The organism is Streptomyces sp. NPDC008121, assembly GCF_042957155.1.
Classification (GTDB): domain Bacteria; phylum Actinomycetota; class Actinomycetes; order Streptomycetales; family Streptomycetaceae; genus Streptomyces.
Genome location: NZ_JBIBHT010000004.1, coordinates 143720 through 159744, shown reverse-complemented (window position 1 = coordinate 159744; position 16025 = coordinate 143720). Strand labels below are relative to the sequence as shown.

General features: G+C 72.0%; 13 protein-coding genes. 2 read left to right on the top strand and 11 right to left on the bottom strand.

The features are described 5' to 3' along the window. Positions 1 to 171: 171 nt before the first annotated feature. From ACFZBD_RS15060 to ACFZBD_RS15020, 9 genes are all read right to left on the bottom strand, one after another. Positions 172 to 978, bottom strand: a complete 807-nt coding sequence (locus ACFZBD_RS15060; protein ID WP_391139891.1) for an HAD-IIB family hydrolase — start codon at positions 976 to 978, stop codon at positions 172 to 174. Next, on the bottom strand, positions 975 to 2264 hold the full coding sequence (gene serS, locus ACFZBD_RS15055; protein WP_391139889.1) for a serine--tRNA ligase: 1290 nt from the start codon (positions 2262 to 2264) through the stop codon (positions 975 to 977). Before serS ends, ACFZBD_RS15060 begins: the two co-directional genes overlap by 4 nt. A gap of 576 nt (positions 2265 to 2840) precedes the next feature. Continuing rightward, complete coding sequence (pheA, locus tag ACFZBD_RS15050; protein ID WP_391139887.1) at positions 2841 to 3776, bottom strand: prephenate dehydratase; 936 nt, start codon at positions 3774 to 3776, stop codon at positions 2841 to 2843. Positions 3777 to 3938: 162 nt separating this feature from the next. Continuing rightward, positions 3939 to 5237 carry an iron uptake transporter deferrochelatase/peroxidase subunit gene (gene efeB / locus ACFZBD_RS15045; protein ID WP_391140443.1) on the bottom strand — a complete coding sequence of 433 codons (1299 nt, stop codon included), beginning with the start codon at positions 5235 to 5237 and terminating at the stop codon, positions 3939 to 3941. 44 nt (positions 5238 to 5281) lie between these two features. Next, a complete protein-coding gene (locus ACFZBD_RS15040; protein WP_391139885.1) occupies positions 5282 to 7246 on the bottom strand; it encodes a copper resistance protein CopC in 1965 nt (654 codons plus the stop codon). A 22-nt stretch (positions 7247 to 7268) separates the two neighbouring features. Further along, the gene (locus ACFZBD_RS15035) at positions 7269 to 7799 is read right to left on the bottom strand and encodes a copper chaperone PCu(A)C (protein ID WP_391139883.1); all 531 of its coding nucleotides are present in this window, start codon (positions 7797 to 7799) and stop codon (positions 7269 to 7271) included. Beyond that, positions 7796 to 8455, bottom strand: a complete 660-nt coding sequence (locus ACFZBD_RS15030) for an SCO family protein (protein WP_391140442.1) — start codon at positions 8453 to 8455, stop codon at positions 7796 to 7798. Before ACFZBD_RS15030 ends, ACFZBD_RS15035 begins: the two co-directional genes overlap by 4 nt. A gap of 161 nt (positions 8456 to 8616) precedes the next feature. Next, positions 8617 to 9429, bottom strand: coding sequence for a DUF1775 domain-containing protein (locus ACFZBD_RS15025; protein WP_391139881.1), 813 nt, complete (start codon positions 9427 to 9429; stop codon positions 8617 to 8619). A gap of 278 nt (positions 9430 to 9707) precedes the next feature. After that, a complete protein-coding gene (locus ACFZBD_RS15020) occupies positions 9708 to 10535 on the bottom strand; it encodes a hypothetical protein (protein ID WP_391139879.1) in 828 nt (275 codons plus the stop codon). A gap of 203 nt (positions 10536 to 10738) precedes the next feature. Here ACFZBD_RS15020 and ACFZBD_RS15015 point away from each other — a divergent pair, with 203 nt between their 5' ends. Next, positions 10739 to 11191 carry an ATP-binding protein gene (locus ACFZBD_RS15015; RefSeq protein WP_391139877.1) on the top strand — a complete coding sequence of 151 codons (453 nt, stop codon included), beginning with the start codon at positions 10739 to 10741 and terminating at the stop codon, positions 11189 to 11191. Positions 11192 to 11403: 212 nt separating this feature from the next. On the opposite strand, the gene ACFZBD_RS15010 is transcribed toward ACFZBD_RS15015, so the two are convergent. Continuing rightward, positions 11404 to 12864 (bottom strand): aminopeptidase P N-terminal domain-containing protein, encoded by a 1461-nt coding sequence (locus ACFZBD_RS15010; protein ID WP_391139875.1) that lies wholly within the window; start codon positions 12862 to 12864, stop codon positions 11404 to 11406. Positions 12865 to 13103: 239 nt separating this feature from the next. Beyond that, complete coding sequence (locus tag ACFZBD_RS15005; protein WP_391139873.1) at positions 13104 to 14672, bottom strand: SpoIIE family protein phosphatase; 1569 nt, start codon at positions 14670 to 14672, stop codon at positions 13104 to 13106. A gap of 425 nt (positions 14673 to 15097) precedes the next feature. On the opposite strand from ACFZBD_RS15005, the gene ACFZBD_RS15000 reads away from it, so the two are divergent. Then, positions 15098 to 15922 carry a bifunctional DNA primase/polymerase gene (locus ACFZBD_RS15000; protein ID WP_391139872.1) on the top strand — a complete coding sequence of 275 codons (825 nt, stop codon included), beginning with the start codon at positions 15098 to 15100 and terminating at the stop codon, positions 15920 to 15922. Positions 15923 to 16025: the final 103 nt, after the last annotated feature.

Genomic DNA, 16025 nt, shown 5'->3' with positions numbered 1-16025 from the left:
CGCGCGGACCGCCCCCTCCGCACGTCCGTCTCCGGAACCGCCTCGTCGCCCGGGTCCGTCTCCGGAACCGCCTCGTCGGGGGCCGGAGCCTCGTGGGCGACCGGAGACGGCTCGCTCCTCGGCGGCCGCCGTCTTCGGGGCCGCCGGGGAGCGTTCCTGCGTATCCGGGCCCTAGCTCGCCAGCAGGCGCTCCAGGACGACCGCGATGCCGTCGTCCTCGTTCGACGACGTCACCTCGTCCGCCACCGCCTTGAGCTCCTCGTGCGCGTTCGCCATCGCCACGCCCCGGGCCGCCCACCCGAACATCGGGATGTCGTTCGGCATGTCGCCGAACGCGATGGTCTCCGCCGCCTTCACGCCCAGCCGTCGGGCCGCCAGCGACAGCCCGGTCGCCTTGCTCAGGCCGAGCGGAAGGATCTCCACGATCCCGGCGCCGGCCATGACGACGTCCACCAGGCTGCCGACGGTCTCGCGCGTGACCCGCGCCAGCTCGTCGTCCGACAGCGTCGGATGCTGGATGTACACCTTGTTCAGCGGGGCCGCCCACAGCTCCGAGGGGTCCTCGTACGGGACCGACGGCAGCGCGCCTTCCAGGAGGCGGTAGCCGGGGCCCACGAGCACCTGGCCGTCCAGGCCGTCGCGGCTGGCGGCGAGCGCCAGCGGGCCGACCTCGGCCTCGACCTTCGACAGCGCGAGGCCGGCGAGCTGCCGGTCCAGCGTCAGCGAGGTCAGCAGCCGGTGTTCGCCCGCGTGGTAGACCTGCGCGCCCTGACCGCACACGGCGAGACCGTCGTAGCCGAGGTCGTCGAGGATGTGCCGGGTCCAGGGCACCGACCGGCCCGTGACCACGATGTGCGCCGCCCCCGCCGCCACCACGGCGGCGAGAGCGTCACGCGTACGTTCCGAGACGGAGTCGTCGCCGCGCAGCAGCGTGCCGTCCAGGTCCGTCGCGACGAGCCGGTAGGGGAAGGCACTCACTGGGAGATCGGCTCCAGGACCTCACGGCCACCGAGGTACGGACGCAGGGCTTCCGGTACGCGCACCGAGCCGTCGGCGAGCTGGTGGTTCTCCAGGATCGCCACGATCGTGCGCGGGACGGCGCACAGCGTGCCGTTCAGCGTCGCCAGCGGCTGGACGACCTTCTTGCCGGCGCGCTCGTCACGCATCCGGACGGAGAGCCGCCGGGCCTGGAAGCCGTCGCAGTTGGAGGCCGAGGTCAGCTCGCGGTACTTGCCCTGGGTGGGGATCCACGCCTCGCAGTCGTACTTGCGCGAGGCGGAGGAGCCCAGGTCGCCGGTGGCCACGTCGATGACCTGGAAGGGCAGCTCGAGGCTGGTCAGCCACTGCTTCTCCCACTCCAGGAGCCGCTTGTGCTCGTTCTCGGCGTCCTCCGGGGCGACGTACGAGAACATCTCGACCTTGTCGAACTGGTGGACGCGGAAGATGCCCCGGGTGTCCTTGCCGTACGTGCCCGCCTCGCGGCGGAAGCAGGGGGAGAAGCCGGCGTAGCGCAGCGGCAGCTTGTCCGCGTCGATGATCTCGTCCATGTGGTACGCGGCGAGGGGTACTTCGGACGTGCCGACGAGGTAGTAGTCGTCCTTCTCCAGGTGGTACACGTTCTCCGCGGCCTGGCCGAGGAAGCCGGTGCCCTCCATGGCGCGCGGGCGGACCAGCGCCGGCGTCAGCATCGGGATGAAACCGGCCTCGGTGGCCTGCGCGATCGCGGCGTTGACGAGCGCGAGCTCCAGCAGCGCGCCGACGCCGGTGAGGTAGTAGAAACGCGAGCCGGAGACCTTGGCGCCCCGCTCGACGTCGATGGCGCCCAGCGCCTCGCCCAGCTCCAGGTGGTCCTTGGGCTCGAAGCCCTCGGCCGCGAAGTCGCGGACGGTGCCGTGCGTCTCGAGGACGACGAAGTCCTCCTCGCCGCCGACCGGGACGTCCTCGTGGACGATGTTGCCGAGCCGGAGCAGCAGGGCGCGTGCGGTCTCGTCGGCCTCGTTCTGCTCGGCCTCGGCGGCCTTGACGTCGCTCTTGAGCTGCTCGGCCTTCTGGAGGAGCTCGGTGCGCTCCTCAGGGGTGGCCTTGGGGATCAGCTTGCCGAGCGCCTTCTGCTCGGAACGGAGCTCGTCGAAGCGGACGCCGGACGACCTGCGCCGTTCATCGGCGGAGAGCAGGGCGTCGACGAGTTCGACGTCCTCTCCACGGGCGCGCTGGGAGGCGCGAACACGGTCGGGGTCCTCACGGAGCAGGCGAAGGTCAATCACCCCACCAGGCTACCGGTGCGGGCTCGCGGCACCCCACCCGATATCCACGAGCGTGTCGCTTTGCCCTTATTGCGAAGATTGGGAAATGCTCGCCCTATTCGTCAATAAACGGGGTCCGAGCCCCCGAAAAGGGGCGGATCGCCGGGTCGTGCTTGACCGAACGGCACTGTCCGCCGCCGCACTTCTCCACAGGAATCATGGCCTCACGCAAGTTATCCACAGGCTGTGCGGGAGATCTGTGGATCGTCAAGGAGATCATCCGGAAACGGGCATCTGGGATCCGGAATTCCTCGATCAAACCCCACTCACACACTCATTCGGGTGGGAATTCCTCGCCCTAAAGAGTTGATCAAGAGAATAGGGGTGACACGGGCCGACATCGCGGTCTGTGGACGGATCTGGAATGGCTAGGGCGATTTGTCGACCATGTCCACCGGTCATGTCGACTTGTCCCCAGGTCGAGAACGACCCCTGTGGATAACTTCTGTGGGTAAGTAAAAAGTATGCAGGTAGGACTAGTGGTCCGTGCCTGTGGATGAGCGCCTCCGGCCCGAGAGACGTCAGGCCATCATCGACTCAGGCCCGACCGTCCTGGGCCCTCGCCAGCCAATCGGAGGCCGCCATGAAGTCCGCATCCGACGTCCCGGGCCGCAACCCCCGCACGTCCCCCACCGCGACACCCGCCCTCGGGTACGAACCGAGGAACCGCACCTTCGGGCACATCCGCTTCAACCCCATGAGCGCCTCGCCGACGCGCCGGTCCGAGATATGGCCCTCGGCGTCCACGGCGAAGCAGTAGTTGCCGATACCGGCACCCGTCGGGCGGGACTGGATCAGCATCAGGTTGACCCCGCGGACCGCGAACTCCTGAAGCAGTTCGAGCAGCGCACCGGGATGGTCGTCGCCCAACCACAGCACGACCGACGTCTTGTCCGCACCCGTCGGCGCCGCCGGCCGGGCCGGCCGGCCCACCAGGACGAACCGGGTCTCCGCGTTCTCCGCGTCGTGGATCTCGGTGACCAGCGGCTCCAGGCCGTAGGTCGCCGCCGCGAACTCGCCGGCGAACGCCGCGTCGAACCGGCCCTCCTGCACGAGCCGGGCCCCGTCCGCGTTGGAGGCCGCGGACTCCCACCGGGCATCGGGCAGATGGGCGCCCAGCCAGTTCCGCACCTGCGGCTGGGCGACCGGATGGCCGGTGACCGTCTTGATCTCGGAGAGCAGGGTGCCCGGCCGCACCAGCAGCGCGAAAGCGATGGGAAGGAGAACCTCGCGGTAGATCATCAGCGGCCCGCCGGAAGCAAGCTCGTCCAGGGTGGCGGTGACCCCGCCCTCCACCGAGTTCTCGATCGGTACGAGAGCGGCCGCGGCCTCCCCGTTGCGCACGGCGTCCAGCGCGGCCGGGACCGACACCATCGGGACGAGCTCCCGGGTCGCGGCCTCGGGCAGCGTACGCAGCGCGGCCTCCGTGAAAGTGCCTTCGGGACCGAGATACGTATACCGGGTGGCTGACATACGGTCACCCTAATGGGCGGGCGCGGCCGCCGCCGCGCCCACACGGAGGGGGCAGGGAGGCGGGACGGGGGGCGGGGCGGGACCGGGCGGAGGGGGAGGGAGGGGGTGGGGGGCGGGGCCCCCACCCCCCTGTGCGGGTGACGACTACAGAACCTGTGCGGGTTACGACTCCAGGAGCCGCTGGCCCACGTACTCCCCCTCGCCCGCCCCGCCCGGTACCGCGAACAGCCCGCTCGCCTCGTGCCTGAGGAAAGGGGACAGCGCGTCGCCCCGGTCGAGCTTGCGCTGCACCGGCACGAAGCCCCGTAGCGGATCGGCCTGCCAGCAGATGAAGAGCAGCCCGGCGTCGGGCGTCCCGTCCGGGCCGATGCCGTCGTGGAAGGAGAAGGGCCGGCGCAGCATCGCTGCTCCGCCGTTCTGTTCGGGGGCGGAGATCCGGGCGTGGGCGTTGTCCGGGATGACGAGTGTGCCGTCCGGGCCGACGGCGTTCAGGTCCAATTCGGTGGTCTCGCTGCCGCCGGTCAGCGGGGCGCCGTCCGACTTCCGCCGTCCGATGACCTTCTCCTGCTTGTCCAGGGTCAGCTTCTCCCAGTCGTCGAGCAGCATCCGGATGCGCCGGAAGACGGCGTACGAGCCGCCCGCCATCCACTCCTGCGCCGCGCCGGAACCGCCGGAACTTCCGGAACCGCCCGTCGCGCCTGCCCCGTTCCCGGTGGCCGCACCCTTCTCCGGGACGAAGATCCGGCGGTCGAAGTCGGGCTCGGAGGGCTTGGGGTTGCCGGTGCCGTCCACCTGGCCCATGAGGTTGCGGGCGGTCATCGGCCGCGGGGTGGCGCCCGCCGAGCGGTTGAAGCCGTTCATCTGCCAGCGGATCTTCGCCGCTGCGCCCGCGTCCTTCTGCAGCGCGCGCAGGGCGTGGAAGGCGACCAGTGCGTCGTCGGCGCCGATCTGGACCCACAGGTCGCCCTCCGAACGCTTCGGATCGAGGGCGTCGGCGGAGAAGGGCGGCAGCGGGTCGAGCTGCGTGGGGCGGCGCGCGGTGAGTCCCGTACGGCCGAAGAAGGAGTGGCCGAAGCCGAAGGTGACGGTGAGGGAGGAGGGGCCGGCGTCCAGGGCGACACCGGTGTCGTCGGTGGGGGCCTTGCCTTCCATCAGTGTCTTGGCCGTTGCCGACCAGCGGCGCAGCAGGGCGGCGGCCTCCTTGCGGCCCGCTCCGGGAGCGAGGTCGAAGGCGACCAGGTGGCCCCGTGACTGAAGCGGAGTGGTGATCCCCGCTTGATGTTTCCCGTGAAACATCACCTTCGTCGCTCCGACGCTGGTCAGCGCCCGGGAGCCGTCCGGGCCCGAACCCGAGGCGCCCGAACCCGAACCGTCGCCCGAGGCGGCCGCGTACACCCCGGCGCCGCCGGCGGCGCCGAGCACGAGCCCGGCGGCCCCGGCCGCGCCGACCGTGCCGAGCATCCGGCGCCGGGAAATCTCCAGCTTGTCTTCGTCGGTCACGTGGCTCAGCCGATCTTCACGTTCTTGTCGATGGTGGTCTGGTCGATGTCGGAGGTACGGACCGTCACCTGGATCTGCCATTCGCCGGGCATCGGGATCTGGACGCCGTTGGCGCTCCAGTGTCCGGTCTGGATGCGGTCGGGCAGGACGGGCAGCGGGCCGACGTTCTTCTCCTTGAGGGTGAAGGCGACCTTCACCTCGGGGACGTCGAGCGGGCGGCCGTTGGGCCGGTCGACGTAGATGTGGAGCGCGTTGGCGCCGGTGCGGCCGGGGTTGAGGCTGAGTCGTACCGTGCCCTTGCCGTCCACGCCGCCGGTGTCGAAGGGCAGCCGGATGTCGACGGGCCGGTCGGGGACAGCCGGGGAGCCCGCTGCCGTGGAGGAACGGCCGGCCTCTTCCTCGGTGCGGCCCGGCTCGGTCGAGGTCAGCACGGTGGTGACGGCCAGGAGTACGACGGCGACGGCGGCCTCGGTGAGCACCGAGCGGCGCAGGCCGGCGCGCTCGGGGTCGGCGTCCCGGTCCCGCTTGCGTCGGGCGGTGGCGACGGCGGCCTGCTGCCGGGCGAGCTGGGCGGCGCGCGCGGGGTCGACGGCCTCGGTCCCCGCCTCGGTCGTCGTACCGCCCTCGGTCGTCGTATCGCCCTCGTCCTCGCCCTCGCCCTCGGCCCGGTTGCCCTCTCCTTCTTCGTCCTCGGTCATACGGTCGGTCGTGGGGCCGTCGGTCGTCGCGGGGGCGCCGAGGCGTTGGGTCCAACGGCGGGAGACCCAGGCGATGCCCAGGAGGACGGCGATGAGTCCGATTTTGACCAGGAGCAGGCGGCCGTACGAGGTGCCGGTGAGGGCGGTCCAGGAGCCGACCTGGCGCCAGGACTGGTAGAGGCCGGTCGCCGCCAGGGCGATCACCGAGCCGAAGGCGACCTTGGAGAAGCGCTCCACGGCGGCCCGTTCGATGTCGGGGGTCCGGTAGAGCGCGACGAGCAGCGCCACGAGTCCGCCCAGCCAGGCGGCGACGGCCAGCAGGTGCAGGATGTCGACGGGCATGGCGATCCCCGGCTGGAGGCCGGTGGAGGCGTGTTCGGCGAGCGCCCAGGTGGCGGCGATGCCGGCCGCGACGACGGTGCCGCCGATGGCGAGGCCGAAGGTGAGGTCCTTCTTCTCCTTCTCGTCCGTCCGCTTGGTGTACGCCCCGAAGAGCACGGCGACGAAGAGCGCGGCCGCTCCCAGCAGCATCAGCCGGGAGATCAGGGCGGCGCCGGTCTTGGTCTCCAGGACGTTCTTGAGGCCGGCGAGGTCGAAGGCGTCGGCGAACTCTCCCGACCCGGTGTACGGGTTGCGCAGGAGCAGCATGGCGAGGGTGGCGGCGGTCAGGGTCAGCCAGCCCCGGACCACGAGTTTCTGCACCGGTCGGATGCCGGCGCCGCGCGGCCAGCAGGCGAGGACGAAGGCGCCGCCGCCGACGAGGACGATGAATCCGCCGTACGAGAGGTAGCGGGCGATGCCGTAGAGGGCGCCGACGAGGCCGCCGCCGGCCTGTTGGTCGGGGAGGGCGACGGAGGTCTGGGAGGGGGCGCCGACGGAGAAGGTGAAGGCGCCCGCGATGGGGTGGCTGTCGGCGGAGACGGTCTGCCAGGCGACGGTGTAGGTGCCTTCGGGCAGGCCGGAGCGGAGGCCGACGCCGTACCGGACGATCGAGGCGCTGCACAGGTCGCGGATCTCGCCGGTGTCGACGCGTTTGCCGGTGGGGTCGAGGACCCGGATCGAGTCGTCGCTCATGGCGACCTGTTCGGAGAAGGTGAGGTTGACCTCCTTGGGGGCGGTGGCGACCACCGCCCCGTCCTGCGGGTCGCTGCCGGTGAGCGCGGCATGCGCGGACGCGGGCGCGGCGGCGGCGAGCAGCGTGCCCAGGAGCGCGGCCGCGATGAGCAGCAGCCGGGTCAGGGCGGTTCCGAGGCGCGGGGCGGTGGCTGGCATGGGTGTCAGTCCCTCGACTGGCTCAGTGCTGCTGGGGGTTGTGGGTGGCGGCCTCGACGGGGAGGTCGACCTTGATGGGGTCGGCCTTCTCGAAGTGCAGCTCGATGCTGACCTTGTCGCCCTTCTTCGGCTTTTCCTTGATGCCCATGAACATGATGTGGCTGCCGCCGCGTTCGAGGTTCAGCTCACCGTTGGCGGGGATGTCGAAGGACGTCACCTGCCGCATCTTCTGGTTCTTCGTCTCGTGGATCTGGACGTCGTCGGAGAGGGGGCTGGTGACGGAGGTGAGCTTGTCCGCCGTGGCGCTTTCGTTGGTGATGGTGAGGAAGCCGCCGGCCATGTCCATCACGGGCTGCGGCATGAAGGCGCCGCTGACCTTTAGTGCGGGCTTTCCGTCGGTGCCGGCGGAGCCGCCGGCGCTGGCGGAGTCGCCGGTGGAGCATCCGGTGAGCGCCAGCCCGGCGGACAGCGTCAGGGCGGCGACCAGGGCGGTGGTACGGGTGGTGCGGGTGAAGCAGGCATTACGGGTGGTACGGGTGGTGCGGCGGGTCACGGGTTCTCCCCCTTGATGATCTTCGGCAGGTCCTTGGCGTAGTCGTCCACCGTGGTGTCCTCGCCGTAGAGGACGTATCCCTGGTCGGTGGTGGGCGAGAACGCGATCACCTGGGCTCCGTGCATGGAGACGACGGAGCCGTTCTCCTTCTTCGGCGGGTCGATGCCGATGCCGATCTGGCGGGCGCCCGCCTGGATCGTGGAGAACTCGCCGGTGAGGCCGATGAAGGAGGGGTCGCCGGCGGCGGGCAGCCACTTGCCGAGTTCGGCGGGGGTGTCCCGTTCGGGGTCGGTGGTGATGAGGACGACCTGGAGCTTGTCCTGGTCCGCCTTGGGGAGCTGCTTCTTGGCGACGGCGATGTTGCTCATCGTCAGCGGGCAGACGTCGGGGCAGTGGGTGTAGCCGAAGTAGATGAGGGTCGGCTTGCCCTTGGTCCGTTCGCGCAGGTCGAACGGCCGGCCCTTGGTGTCCGTGAGGACGAGGTCCGGTTTGGCGAACGGGCGGTCGAGGACCGTCGCCGCCTTGTTGGTGTCGACGTCGGAGGAGACCTCGGCGACCGGCGCGGTGCCGGCGCCGGTCGTCTTGTCGTCGCCGCCGGCGAGGCCGACGGCGGCCGTCACGCCGAGGGCGGCGACGATGGCGACGGCGGCGGCGATCAGCGGAGCCCGCTTGCCGGGCCGCGCCGGCTCGTCGTTCCGTCCGGCGTCATTCCCTCCGGCGTCGTTCCGGCCGGTGCCGTTCCGTTCGGCGTCGTCCCGCGCGTTGTTCTTCTGGGCAGACATCGTTTCTCTCTCGGGAAGAGGATCGGGCCCTGGCGTCAGGCGGAGCGGCGGCGTCCGGCGAGCACGCCGAAGGCGACGCCCGCGATGCCGACGAGGATGCCGACGATGCCGAGCACACGGGCGGTGGTGTCGCTGGAGGCGGAGTCCGCGGCCTCGGCGTGGGCGGTGTCGCCCGCCTTCTCGTCGTGCCCGGCCTTGTCCTCGGCGGCGCCGTCCTTCTTGTCCTCGGCCTTGCCGTCGGCGGCGGACCCGCCGCCGTGGTGGTCGTCGGAGGCGGCGGACAGCTTCAGGACGGGAGCCGGGTTCTGCGGCTCGGCCGCGCCCTCCTTCGGCTCCTCGATCCAGCGGACGACCTCGTTGTTGTCGTACGTCTGGATGGCCTTGATGACGAGCTGGTCGGTGTCCTCGGGCAGCCGTCCGAGCGAGAGCGGGAACTGCTGGAACTGGCCGGGGCCGATCTTCGAGCCGCTGGCGGTCCAGGTGACCTTGGTGACGGCCTCGGTGATCTTCTTGCCGTGCAGCTCCAGCGGCTTGGCGAGCTTGGCCTTGGTGACGACCGGCGTCCAGCCCGGCACCGGCTGCGGCATCACGGACGCGAGCGGGTGGTCGGCGGGGAAGTTGACCTCGACCTTGATGGTGGAGGCGTTGTCGCGCTCGTTGGGGACCTTGACGTTGACGGTGGCGTAGCCGCCCTTCTGGGCCTCGCCCTGCGGCTGGACGCCGACGTGCGCGGAGGCGGTGCCGGAGAGCAGCACGACGGAGGAGAGGGCGATGCCGCCGGCGAGGGCGACGCGCGCGGCGCTGCCGGGGGCGAGGCGCGAGAGGAGAGAGGTACGGGAAACGCTCATGGTGAGGACACTCCAGCTGAGGAGGAAGGGTGGGGACCCGGCGCCGAGAAGTACGGAGAGCCGGGCCTGCGCGTTCGACGGACGACCCGCCCAGAGCCCGCTCCAGGCCCGCTCGGGACCCGCTCCGGGAGAGCGGGCGGTCGAGCGGGTGACCGAGCGGGTGACCGAGAGAATGATCGCGCGCGTCGACGGGCGAGCGGTCGGGCGAGCGGTCTGCGTCAAGCCAGGTCAAGCCGGGTCAAGCCGGTTCAAACCGGGTCAGGCCGCGTCGGGCTGCGTCAGGCAGCGAGGACGAGGGCGAGGACGCCGGCACGGGCGCCGGCCGGCGGGCCGCGTCGGATCACCGTGTGCTGGAGGGCCTCCGCCACCGGCGGCGGATCGTCGGCCGCGGTACGGACGGGGCGGCGCGGCGCGGCCGCCGGGGCGCCGGGAAGACCGGCGAGCAGCGCCCGTACGAGAGTGAGCGCGGCGCGCAGGGAGGTGACGAGGGCGGCCTGGGCCAGCGCCGTCGCTCCCTCCGCGGAGAGCTGCCCGAGCCGGCGCAGGGCCAGGTCGCCGCGGCGCAGCAGCCAGCCCATGGCGAGCGCGGCGAGGAGGTGACCGAGGGCCATGGGGAGGGTCGGCAGGAGTCCGGTGGTCTGCGGGGCGCCGGCCGCGAGGTGGGCGGCGGCGTGCGTACGGCCGGAGGCGGCGGCCGGGTCGAGTCCGGCGTCGGTGACGATGCGGGTCGCGTCGGCGGGGCTGAGCGAGGCGGCGCCGGCGCCGCAGACCAGCTTGGCCGCCATCCGGATCAGGGCGTCGTTCGCCTCGGGGCCGAGGCCCCTGCCCGGTACGGCGCCCGCGCCGAAGGGGCGCTGTCCGAGGGCGAAGAGAGTGTGCAGGCCGAGCTGCCCGAGGGTCAGTGACCCGACGATCGCGGGGAGGGAGCGTTCGCGGCCGGTGAAGAGGACGACGAACGCGAACACGCACAGGAACCCGACGGCCACGCTCCACAGGGCGATCCCCGCGCAGGCGGCGAGGGCGTGGCCCAGGCCGGACAGCACGACACAGACCGCGGCGAACACCGCGGCCCGCAGCAGCTGGGGGGCGAGCGTGGGGGCAGACATGGCGGGCCCATCATCGCACCAGGCACCCCACCGCCATGCGGCAGGTCCGGAAGATCACCCTTGGGCGTCTTGGGGCGACATACACCGGGCCGCGGCGTGCGTGCATCCGCCGAACGAGCGCTGTTGTGGTCCCGAGGGGCTTACGGAGGGTTGGCGGAGGCAATAGGTAACGGTATGTCGAGCCGCGGCCGGGAGGCTGGAGCATGAGCATCTGGTGGTCTCTGCATCTGCGGCGCGAGGCTGCGAGCGTTCCGCTCGCCAGGCGGCTGCTGTTGGGGACGATGGAGACGGCGGGGGTCGATCCGGACATCTCCTTCGAGCTGTCCGTGGCCCTGACCGAGGCGTGTGCCAACGCCGTCGAGCACGGCGGGGACCGGGGGGCGGGGGACGCTTCGGAGGAGTACCGGGTCACCGCGTATCTGGACGGGGAGACCTGTCGTATCGAAGTGGCGGATTCGGGGCCCGGTTTTCCGGCGGGGCAGCCGGTGATGGTCCGGCGGGCGGCGCAGGACGCGGAGAACGGCCGGGGGCTGCGGCTGATCGAGGAGCTGGCCGATCACGTCCACTTCGGCAACCGCACGACCCGGGGCGGGGCCGTCGTCAGCTTCGACAAGATCGTGAAGTGGCGGGCGGACGCTCCCCTGGCACTCACCTGACCCGCGGAGGCCGCCCGAGCGGCCTCCGGATACCGCCGCCCGGACGCCGAGCCCCGGACGCCGAGCCCCGGACGCCGAGCCCCGTACACCGAAGCCGCCGCCAGGACAGCGCAAAGCGCCGTACACCTCAGCCCCGTACACCGAAGCCCAGGACAGCGGAAAGCCCCCGCCGGTGATCATCGGCGGGGGCTTTCCGGTGTCGGGCGCGGGTGTCAGCCCTTGAGGCCGGCCATCCACGCCTCGACCTCGTCGGAGCGGCGCGGCAGCGAGTCCGAGAGGTTCGCGTTGCCGTCCTCGGTGACGAGGATGTCGTCCTCGATGCGGACGCCGATGCCGCGGTACTCCTCCGGCACGGTCAGGTCGTCGGCCTGGAAGTACAGTCCGGGCTCGACGGTCAGGCACATGCCGGGCTCCAGCGTCGTGTCGACGTAGGCCTCGGTGCGCGCGGCGGCGCAGTCGTGGACGTCCATGCCGAGCATGTGGCCGGTGCCGTGCAGGGTCCAGCGGCGCTGGAGGCCGAGCTCCAGGACGCGGTCGACCGGGCCCTCGACGAGGCCCCACTCGACGAGCTTCTCGGCGAGTACGCGCTGGGCGGCGTCGTGGAAGTCGCGGTAGGCGGCGCCGGGCTTCACCGCGGCGATGCCGGCTTCCTGCGCTTCGTACACGGCGTCGTAGATCTTGCGCTGCAGCTCGGTGTACCGGCCGTTGATGGGCAGCGTGCGGGTGACGTCGGCGGTGTAGAGCTCGGTGGTCTCCACGCCGGCGTCGAGCAGCAGCAGGTCGCCGGAGCGGACCGGGCCGTCGTTGCGGACCCAGTGCAGGGTCGTGGCGTGCGGGCCCGCGGCGCAGATGGAGCCGTAGCCGATGTCGTTGCCCTCGACGCGGGCGCGCAGGAAGAAGGTGCCTTCGATGTAGCGCTCGCTGGTCGCCTCGGCCTTGTCGAGGACCTTGACGACGTCCTCGAAGCCGCGGGCGGTGGCGTCGCAGGCCTTGCGGAGCTCGGCGATCTCGAAGGCGTCCTTGACGAGTCGCGCCTCGGAGAGGTGGACGCGCAGCTCCTCGTCGCGCTCGGCGGTGACCTTGTCGGTCAGCGCGGTCTCGATCGCGGCGTCGTGGCCGCGGACGACGCGGACCGGGCCGGTGGCCTCGGCGAGGGCGGCGGGCAGCTCGCGCACGTCCTTGGCGGGAACGCCGAGGAGCTGCTCGGCCTCGGTGAGGGAGTGGCGGCGGCCGACCCACAGCTCGCCCTGGCCGTCGAGCCAGAACTCGCCGTTCTCGCGGTCCGAGCGCGGCAGGAGGTAGATCGTCGCGGTGTGACCGCCGGCCTTGGCCGGCTCCAGGACGAGGACGCCGTCCTGGGACTGGTCGCCCGTGAGGTAGGCGTACTCGGTGGAGGCGCGGAAGCTGTACTCGGTGTCGTTCGAGCGGGTCTTCAGATTGCCCGCCGGGACGACCAGGCGCTCGCCGGGGAAGCGCGCGGAGAGCGCGGCGCGGCGGGCGGCGGTCTGCTCGGCCTGGGGGATCGGCCGCAGGTCGTGCAGCTCGGTGTCGGCCCAGCCCGACTTCATGTTCTCGGCGAGCTCGTCGGAGACGCCCTGGTACAGGCCGTTCTTGCGCTGCTTGATCGGCTCCTCGGTCTCTTCCGGGGTTTCCGGGGTGAGCTCCTCGGCCACGGGTCTGCCTCCTCTTGGTACGACACTGAACCCCCACCATCGTACGGTCGTACGGAAGGGGGCCCAGGGTCGAAGGACCCGTTACCGGAGACTTCCGCCGGTTACCGGCCGGTCGGCGTCCACGGCGGCACGCACCCCCGTTCGCCGACCCGGGCGGTCCGGGGGCCCGGGGGGCCCGGGCTGTCTGGGGGCCTGGGGCTGGTCGACCCGGTCGGCCCGGGCGGTCCGGCGGCCGGGGGCTAGTCGAACCGGGCCGCGAGGAGGACGACGTCCTCGCCTGCCGGGCCGGTCGGGGGCGTCGTGTGCGGGGAGGACGGGCCGGTCGCGGGCGTTCCGTGCGGGGCGTCGTCGGGCAGCATGCTCCGCAGGATGTGGTCGGCGATGGCGCCGGGGTCGGCGCGGTCCGCCTTCGGTACGCCGGCGGCGGCGGCGTGCAGCCGGGCGAAGGCGCGGTCCATGGGGTCGCCGGTGCGGCGGAGCAGCCCGTCGGTGTAGAGGAGCACCGTTTCTCCGGGCGCGGGGGAGAGTTCCACGCTCGGGGCCTCCCAGCAGGCGAGCATCCCGAGCGGCGCGGAGAGCGAGGTCTCGACGAACTCGGTGCGGTGCTCGCCGATGATCAGCGGCGGGGTGTGTCCGGCGCCCGCGAGGACGATCCTGCGCTGCGCCGGTTCGGCGTAGGCGAAGAGGGCGGTCGCGGAGCGGGCCGGTTCGGTCAGCCGGAGCAGGAGTTCCAGATCGGAGAGGACGGCGACGGGGTCCTCGCCCTCCATCACCGCGTACGCCCGCAGGGAGGCGCGCAGCCGTCCCATCGCGGCGAGGGCGCTCGGGCCGGTCCCGGAGACGGAGCCGACGGCGAGTCCGAGGGCGCCCTCGGGCAGCGGGAGCGCGTCGTACCAGTCGCCGCCGCCCTGGGGGCCGGTGCGGTGGCGGGCGGCGAGCCGGACGCCGGGGACGCGGGGGAGACGGCTCGGCAGGAGCTCCTCGGCGACGGTGGCGACCTGGACGCGGGCGCGCTCCAGCTCCAGGAGGCGGGCGAGGTGCTCGGTGGCGTACCGGCCGTAGAGGCCCACGAGATGGCGCTGGCGTTCGACGGGTTCGGCGGGTTCGTCGTACAGCCAGACGACGGCGCCGAGCTTTCCGGCGGCCTCGGTGGCCAGCGGCAGGGCGTAGCTGGCGGCGTAGCCGAGGCGGGCGGCGACCTCGCGGTGGCGGGGATCGAGCTCCGCCTCGCCGAGCAGGTCGGGGACGGCGATCGGGCCGGGGGCGGCGACCGGGTCGGGGAGGCCTTCGAGGATGCGGCCGTAGGAGGTGGCGCTGCGCGGCACGGTCTCGATGGTGCCGAGGTCGGCGTGGGCGAGGCCGAGTCCGACGGTGGAGGCCGGGCCGAGTCCGTCGGCGGGTTCGAGGACCGCCATGCCGCGGCGGGCGCCGACGAGGGTGGCGCCGGCGCGGAGCAGTTCGTTCAGGGCCTCGTCGAGGGAACCGGTCCTGACCAGGCGCTCGGTGAGTTCGTGGAGGGTGGTGAGGTCGGAGACCCAGGAGGCCAGCCGGTCCTGGATCAGCGCACCGGGCGGAAGGGGCGCGGCGGGCGGAGGGGGCACGACAGGGGCACCCGGCAGGGGCGCAGTGTGCGTGGGGGACGGAACCGTGGAATCGATTCCAGCCACTTTCGGCAGGTGAGGGGCGCTCATAGCAGTCGGCTTCCCGACCGGTGCGTTTCGCGCAATAGCATCGCAAACCCCCATGTCATTCTGCGCCGCTATCCATGCATCCACATGTACACGCACAAGAGGAGCGATGTCCAGCATTGTCCCCACGGGACTTGTGGTGTCTGTGGGGTCGTGCAGAAGGGTTGAACTGCGGGGGAAGTTGGCCGAAAATAACCCACGGCGTGCACCTTTCGCGGTCGACTGGCGTCGTTTGAAAGCGCGTCATTCCGATCGTGACGGGTACGTAAACGGTGACAGTCAGGGGCAGTTGGACCTGCCCTGGAACCTGACGCGGAGCCCGGGCGTCTTCATCGCCGCAGGCCGCACCCCTCCCCGTATGGCGGGGAACGTGTTTCGAGTGGCCCGAGTGGATGGCGAGCTGCGGCTCGGTCCGTCCCGCCCCGCCGACGCGGGGCGGTGAACCGCCGACCTTGTACGCACTGATACGCACTTATACGCACAGTGAAGTGATCTGCACATGGTGTGATGTGGATTCGGCGTTCAACGGAAAGGAACGAGCGCTCATGCGCGAGATCCTCGGAAGGCGACGCAGGCTCCGGTTCCGGCGCAAGGAGAGGACCGCCCAGCTCGACGCGGCGCTCACCTGCGCGCTCGCATGGGACTGGCCCGTCCTGCCCGGCGTGGGACTGAAGGCGACGACGCGGACAACGACGCGAACGACGACACGAACGACGACACGAGCAGCGAAGCGAACGGCGACATGGACGACGGCGGCCGACGCGGCCGCCTCCGAAGGCAGTGCCGCCTCCGCAGGCGATGCCTCCTCCGACGGCACCGCCGCCGACGGGTCGAGAGAGGTGACGGGCTGCGCGTGCCCGGATCCCGACTGCGTGGTGCCCGGCGCGCACCCCTTCGACCCGGGGCTCCTCGCGGCCACCACCGACGAACGCATGATCCGCTGGTGGTGGACACGGCGGCCGGACGCCCCGGTGCTCCTGGCCACCGGCGGCGGCGCGCCGTGTGCGGTGAGCCTGCCGGCCGTGGCGGGAGCGCGGGCGCTGACCGCCCTCGACGCGATGGGCATGCGGCTCGGCCCCGTGGTGGCGACGCCGACCCGATGGTCGCTGCTGGTCGCCCCGTACAGCCTCGAACGGCTCGGTGAACTCCTCTACGCGAAGGACAGCGTGCCCAGCTCGCTCCGCTTCCACAGCGAAGGCGGCTACCTCCTGCTGCCGCCGTCGGTCGCGGGCACGGGCCAGGTCCGCTGGGAACGCGCACCCCTGGCCGGGTCGGCCCGGCCGTGGCTCCCGGACGTGGAAGCGGTGGTGGACGCCCTGGTCGAGGCCAGCACGGGCGCGCCGGGGGGCGGCAGCAGGCTCGCGTACTGACACGGGGGCGGCGGGCGGCGAGGCCGGGGGCCGACCGGGCGGGTCGGCCCCGGCCACCCCCGCCCACCACCCCCGTCCACTACCTCCGGGCCTCACCCCCGTC